Raw genomic sequence first — 1,499 nt, 5'->3', positions numbered from 1 at the left:
GCATACGAAATTCCGGTTTTCAGACATTTCCCGTGCATTTACGAAATTCACTCGGAGGTTTTATCCATGGTTTATCGTCAAAGTCCCCACCAACTCTCTTTTGAATCCTTTGGTTGCGGCCTGAGCACACCGCTCAGTCCAGATAACGAGTGGGTGCGCTTGGCCGATATTTTCCCGTGGAAAGAACTGGATGAGGCATACCAATTGGAGTTTTCCAAGAAAAGTACTGGGCGAGCGGCCAAGCCATTTCGGATGCTTTATGGCGCTGGACTGATTCAGAATCGAATGAAACTAACCGATCGCGGTGTCGTTGACGCCATTCGAGACACGCCGGCTTATCAGTACTTCATCGGACTTTCAGAATACCGAGCAGAGAAACCCTTCGCCTACACCAGCCTGTGTACCTTCCGCAAGCGGATCGCGGATATCTCTGAACTGGTCAGAAACATTATCAATGATTGGCTTCGTGCCAAGATCGAAGCGGTGGTGCCGTTCAAAGTTGACGTCATGATCACGGATGCCACAGCGATCCCGGTAAAAATCCGTTATCCTCAAGACACTTCGCTGCTCAATCAAGCCCGCCAGAATCTTGAAGACATGGCCATTGACATGGCGCATCAACTGAATGTTCCAAATCCACGCATGTACAAGCGTGAGGCCAAACAAGTTTGGACGGCTTTCTCACGCCATCCAAAGAGCCAAAAACAATCCGTTCACAAGCAAGTCAAAGCCCAACTTCAATATGTCCGCCGTGATTTGCGCTACATCAACGAATTCATCGATGCCGGAGCGATCTTAACCGCCAAGCAAGCAGTACGATTGGGTGTCATCCGAATCTTGTTTGACCAACAGTGGCACATGTTTACACACAATATTCACCATGTCGCAGACCGCATTATTAGTCTCCAACAGCCTTATATTCGACCGATCCAGCGCGGTAAGGCGAAAGCTAAAGTTGAGTTTGGTGCCAAAATCGACGCTTCATTAAGCGAAGGTATCGTTGATATTGAGCGCTTTGAATTTAGTGCTTTCAATGAAAGTAAGGACTTTGAAGCGACCTTGGATCATTACTTTGATTTGCATGGCCATTACCCAGATGAGGTATTGGCGGATACACTTTACCGCAACCGCGACAATCGCAAGTTGTGTAAAGATCTAGGTATCATCATCTGTGGCCCAAAACTTGGCGCAAAACCAAAACACGTTGATGCCAAGAAACGTCGCCAGGATACGGACGCAGAGAATCGACGCGGTGCCATTGAACGCCGATTTGCCTTTCTCAAAGGGTCAGTAGGCTTGGACTTAGTCAATACCCGAACAGCTGAGTCATTAGCCGTCAAGATTGATCAGGCAATGGTATTAAGCAATGCCCTGACATTCTTGAGAGTGTTTGCTATACCAATTTTAATTTCAACTACGAACGACGGGCAAACCTATCGTTTCCGGTACAAATTTACTACCAGCACCAAGAATATGGTGGCCTAGTTGAACAGCCACTA

General features: G+C 47.4%; 1 protein-coding gene. It reads left to right on the top strand.

The annotated features are described in order from the left end of the window. The first annotated feature begins 66 nt into the window (after positions 1–66). The gene (locus EKM95_RS11540; protein ID WP_048482185.1) at positions 67–1,485 is read left to right on the top strand and encodes an IS5 family transposase; all 1,419 of its coding nucleotides are present in this window, start codon (positions 67–69) and stop codon (positions 1,483–1,485) included. The last annotated feature ends 14 nt before the right edge of the window (positions 1,486–1,499 follow it).

Origin of the sequence: Lacticaseibacillus yichunensis, assembly GCF_003946405.1 — a bacterium.
Taxonomy (GTDB): Bacteria; Bacillota; Bacilli; order Lactobacillales; family Lactobacillaceae; genus Lacticaseibacillus; species Lacticaseibacillus yichunensis.
This window is presented reverse-complemented; position numbering and strand designations above follow the sequence as displayed.